Source organism: Myxococcus sp. AB056, from assembly GCF_006547365.1.
In the GTDB taxonomy this organism is placed as follows: Bacteria; Myxococcota; Myxococcia; order Myxococcales; family Myxococcaceae; genus Myxococcus; species Myxococcus virescens.
Genome location: NZ_VHLB01000177.1, coordinates 1 through 5,432, shown reverse-complemented (window position 1 = coordinate 5,432; position 5,432 = coordinate 1). Strand labels below are relative to the sequence as shown.

Below are 5,432 nucleotides of genomic sequence, written 5' to 3'. Positions count from 1 at the left end.
CCGCCTCTCGCTTCATCCACCCCAGCCGCTCCAGCGGGTAGCTCGCGTCCAGCGGCACGTACACGCCCCCAGCCTTCAGAATCCCCAGCGCGCTCACCACCCACTCCAACGAGCGCTCCACGCACAAGCCCACTCGTACCTCGGCGCCCACTCCCATCCCCCTCAGGTGGTGCGCCAACTGGTTTGCTCGGCGATTCAACGCCTCGTAACTCACCTGCTGCCCTGCCCACTCCACTGCCACCGCGCCCGGCGTCCTCTCCACCTGCGCTTCAAACAGCTCCGCCAGCGACGCCTCCCTCGGGTACTCCACACGTCGCCCGCTCCACTCCTCCACCAGGACGCGCCGCTCCTCCCCCGACATCAACGACAGCTCGCCCAGGCGCGTCTCCGGATTCGCGACCGCGGCCTCCAGCAGCACCGACACCTGCTTCAGCAGCCGCTCCGCCGTCTTCGCCTCGAACAGGTCGCTGTTGTAATTGACTGACGCGGCGGCACCTTCCGGTAGCTCGACGACGAACATCGACAGGTCGAACTTCGACGTCTGAATCCGCGCGTCCATCACCGTCAGCGACAATCCCTGTCGCAGCTTCACTTCGGGCGCAGGCGTGTTCTGAAGTGTCAGGGAGACTTGAAACAACGGGCTGCGACTCAGGTCCCGCTCCGGCTGCAATGCCTCCACCAGCTTCTCGAATGGGACGTCCTGGTGTGCGTAGGCCCCCAGGGTCACCTCACGCACCTGCGCCAACATGTCCCGGAAGGAAAGCTCGGGACGTACGCGAGCCCTCAGCACCAGGGTATTGGCGAAGTTGCCGATGAGCCCCTCGGTCTCCGCCTGCGTGCGACCCGCGATGGGGAAGCCCACGCTGATGTCGTCCTGCCCCGAGAGTCGCCACAACACCGTCTGATACGCCGCCAGCAGCACCATGAACGGCGTGGCCCCTTCTCGCCGCGCGGTCGCCTCCACTTGGTGCCACAGCGCCTTCGGCCACATCTGCCGCTGAACTCCGCCTCGAAAGGTCTGCGCCGCAGGGCGAGGCCTGTCCGTCGGGAGGTCCAGGAATCGCGGCGCGCCCGCCAGTGCCTCGCGCCAGTAGCGAACCTGCGATTCCAACACCTCGCCCTTCAACCACTCGCGCTGCCAGAGCGCGTAGTCCGCGTACTGCACGGGCAGCTCCGGCAAGGGCGACGGCAACCCTTGCGAGAAAGCGTCGTAGAGCGCCGCCAACTCCCGAAGCAGCACGCTCGCGGACCAGCCGTCCGAGACGATGTGATGCAACAGCAGCACGAGGACGTGCGCCTGCTCGGACTGCTTCAACAGCAGGGGGCGTAGCAGCGGCCCACGCGCGAGTTCGAATGAGCGGTCGACTTCCGCGCGCACGCGGTGCCGCACCTCGGACTCATCCTGAGCGCCCAGCTCGACCACGGAGAGGTGGATCGGCGATGGCGAAGCGATGCGCTGGACAGGAGCTCCGCCCTCATCCGGGAAGGCCGTACGCAGGACTTCATGGCGGTGCACCAGCTCCGAGAAGGCTCGCTCCAGGACAGACACATCCAGGGGGCCCTCCACCCGCAGCACATACGGCACGTTGTATTCGGTGCCGCCCGGCTTCAGCCGATCCAGGAACCACAGTCGCTGCTGCGCGAATGACAGCGGCACCCGGTCCCCCCGAGGCATCGGACGCAGCGCGGGCAGCGTCTGGCTTCGAGTCGCCTGCTCCACCTGCTGGGCAAAGGACCTCAAGGTGGGCGCCTCGAAGAGGGCGCGGAGCGGGACCTCTACGCCTAGGACCGCACGCACACGCGCCACCACCTGCGTGGCCAGGAGCGAATGTCCACCCGACGCGAAGAAGTCGTCCTCCCGGCCCACCCGCTCCACCCGCAAGACGTGGGCCCAGACAGCGGCCAACGACTCTTCCATGGGGGAAGCCGGCGCCTCATAGGCGGGAGCCGGGCCACGCGCCGACACGTTCGGCACGGGCAGCGCGCGCCAGTCCACCTTGCCATTGGGCGTCAGCGGCAGGGCGTCCAGCACCACCAGCGCCGACGGCACCATGTGCCCAGGAAGCCGCTGCTGGAGGAAGGCCCTGAGGGCCGCGATGTCCGGAGCCGCCCTGGCCGTACGAACGGCGTAGCCCACCAGCCGTTTGTCTCCAGGCACCTCTTCTCGCGCGACCACCACCGCGTCCTGGACGTCGGGATGCGCTCTGAGCACCGCCGCCACTTCTCCGGGTTCCACCCGGAACCCTCTCACCTTCACCTGGAAGTCTGTCCGCCCGATGAACTCCAGTCGCCCATCCCCCAACCACCGCACCTTGTCCCCCGTGCGGTACATCCTCGCTCCAGCCTCCCCACTGTACGGGTCCGGTACGTACCGCTCCGCCGTCAACTCCGGGCGCCCTACGTACCCTCGCGTGATCTGCGCCCCTCCCACGTACAACTCTCCCCCCACGCCCACCGGCACAGGACGCAGGCTCCCGTCCAGCACGTACACCCGCGTGTTGCCCATCGGCCGTCCCAGCGGCACCGTCGCGGGTGACTCCGCTCGACGCGGCAGCTCCACTCGCCCCGCCAGCACACCCACCGTCGTCTCCGTCGGGCCGTAGTGGTTGTGCACCTCGCACCCGGGAGCCAACGCCGCCACCTGCTCCAGCAGGCTCCACGATGCCGCCTCTCCTCCCACCACCAGCCGCTTCGTCGGCAACACCTGCCCAGGCGCGGCGCCACTCATCAGCGCCGCGAGGTGCGAGGGCACCACCTTCAAACACTCCACCCCATGCCGCTGGAAGTACTCCTCCACTCCCGCCGCGCTGCTTGCCCTCTCCTGCGTCAGCACATGCAGCAGTCCCCCCGTCCACAGCGCCGCGTACAGCACCGTGTTTCCCAGGTCCGCCGCCACCGTCGACACCAGCGCGAAGCTCGTGCACTCCGCCAACCCCAGCCGCGCATTCGCCGCTTCCACGTAGTTGGTAAGCTGTCCGTGTGTGACCGCCACGCCCTTGGGCCGCCCCGTGCTTCCCGATGTGAACAGCACGTACGCCAGTTGCTCGGGTCGCACTTCTACCCGCGGTGCTTCCGTCGGCTGCGCCTCGAGCCGCGCAGCGCCTCCATCCATCTCCACCCGGCGCGCCGACAGTCCCTCGAAAGTCGCCGCATGCCGCGCCTGCGTCACCACCACCGGTGCGGCCACTTCTTCCACCAGCGCGCGCAGGCGGGACTCGGGTTGCGCGGGGTCCAGCGGCACGTACGCGCCTCCCGCCTTCAGAATCCCCAGCATCGCCACCACCCAATCCACGCCCCGCTCCAGGCACAGCGCCACTGGCACTTCCGCGCCCACCCCCATTCCCTTCAGGTGGTGCGCCAACTGGTTGGCTTGCGCCTCCAACTGGCGGTACGTCAGCTCCCGCTCCTCACACCGCACCGCGGGCGCCTCTGGCGTCCGCTCCGCGTGGTGCTCGACGCGCCGGTGGACAGCCACCCACTGGAGAGCCGTTACCGAGCCGTTCCATTCCACCAGCACCTGGTGACGCTCGGCATCGGTCAGCAGCGGTATCTCGGAGAGGCGCGATTCGGGCCGCGTGGTAACGGCCTTCAGCACCTGCTCCAGGTGGAACACCATCCGCTCCGCCGTGGCTGCCGTGAAGAGGTCGGTGCTGAACTGGAGCAGGCCCTCGAAACCCCGGGGGGTCTCCCCCAGGCTCAACGAAAGCTCGAAGCGGGCCGCCTCCTTGTCGATCAACCCCATCGGCTTCACGGTTAGCGAGGGCAGCGCCAACGGCCCCACCGGGGCGTTCTGCAACACGAAGAGAACCTGGAAGAGCGCGCTGCGCCCCAGGTTCCGCTCGGGTTGCAGATGCTCCACGAGCTTCTCGAAGGGAAGGTCTTGATGCTCGTACGCCCCCAGTGTGCGCTCACGCACCTGTGCCAACAGCTCGCGGAAGGTGGCATGGGGCTGGACCTGTGCGCGGAGGACCAGGGTGTTGACGAAGAAGCCGATGAGCCCCTCCGTCTCTTCGTACCTGCGACCCGCGATGGGCGAGCCCACCAGCACGTCCTCCTGCCCCGAGTAGCGCGACAGCAGGAACTGGAAGGCCGCCAGCAGCACCATGAAGGGCGTGGCTCCCTCCGCATGGGCCAGCGCCGTCACGGCGTCGCTCATCGGCCGTGACAACCGCACCGGCACCCATGCACCGCGGTGCGACAACGTCGCCGGCCTGGGCTTGTCGGTGGGCAGCTCCAGATGAGGAGGCGCGCCAGACAGCTGCTGCCGCCACCAGTCGAGCTGTGCCTCCAGCACGGCGCCGCTCAGCCATTGCCGCTGCCACACCGCGTAGTCCGCGTACTGCACGGGCAGCTCCGGCAACCCGGGAGACCGTCCTTCGAGGAAGGCCGCATAGAGCGCGCCCAACTCCCGGACCAGCACGCCCAGCGACCAGCCATCCGAGACGATGTGATGCAGCACCAGCACCAGGGCGTGCACGTCCGGTGACAGCCGCGACAGCCCCACGCGCATCAGGGGGCCGTGCTCCAAATGAAACGGCCGCAGGGCTGTTCGAGTCGCACGCGCGCGGAATTCGGCCTCGCGCTCCTCGTCCGGCAACGTGCTCAAGTCCTCGAAGGCGAGCTGGACGTCCATGGCCGGATGGATGACCTGGACAGGCTGGCCCTCGTGGGAGGCAAACGTCGTGCGCAACGACTCATGGCGCGCCACCAGCGCGGAGAACGCGCGCTGCAACGCGCTCACATCGAGCGAGCCCTCGATCCGGAGGACGATGGGGACGTTGTAGCTGGCACTGCCCGGGTGGAGCTGGTCGATGAACCAGAGCCGCTGCTGGGCGAACGACACGGGCAATGCGCCCATGCGTGGTACCCGGGTCAGCGCTGGCACGCTCGGCGCCGCCGCTTCCCGCGCCGACTCCTCGATTCGCAGCGCGAGCCCTTCGAGAACAGGTGACGCGAAGAGCGTGCGCAGCGGCAACTCCACGCCGAAGGCGGAGCGGATGTGCGCGATGAGCTGCGTGGCCAGCAACGAGTGCCCGCCCAACTCGAAGAAGTCAGCGTCCGCGCTCACCCGCTCGATGCCCAGCACTTCACACCAGATGATGCTCAGCCGCTGCTCGGTGACCGTACGCGGCTCGATGTGCTGACGCGGCTCGGAAGGCCCCGCGTCGGAGGCCAACAGTGCCTTGCGGTCGACCTTGCCGTTGGGCGTCAGCGGCAGTGCCTCCAGCACCACCACCACCGACGGCACCATGTACTCCGGCAGCTTCTGCCTCACATATTCCTTCAGCGCCCCTCCCTCTCCTCCCGGCGCCACCACATACGCCTCCACCCGCTTCTCCTGCCCCTCTCCCCTCACCACCGCTGCCGCTTCCTTCACCTGCGCGTGCTGCTTCAGCGCCTCCTCCACCTCCCCCAACTCAATCCGGTACCCC

1 protein-coding gene is annotated in these 5,432 nt (G+C 68.3%); it reads right to left on the bottom strand.

The features are described 5' to 3' along the window. Positions 1-5,432: non-ribosomal peptide synthetase (locus FMP39_RS36800; RefSeq protein ID WP_141594610.1), on the bottom strand; the 5,432-nt coding region annotated here is incomplete at both ends.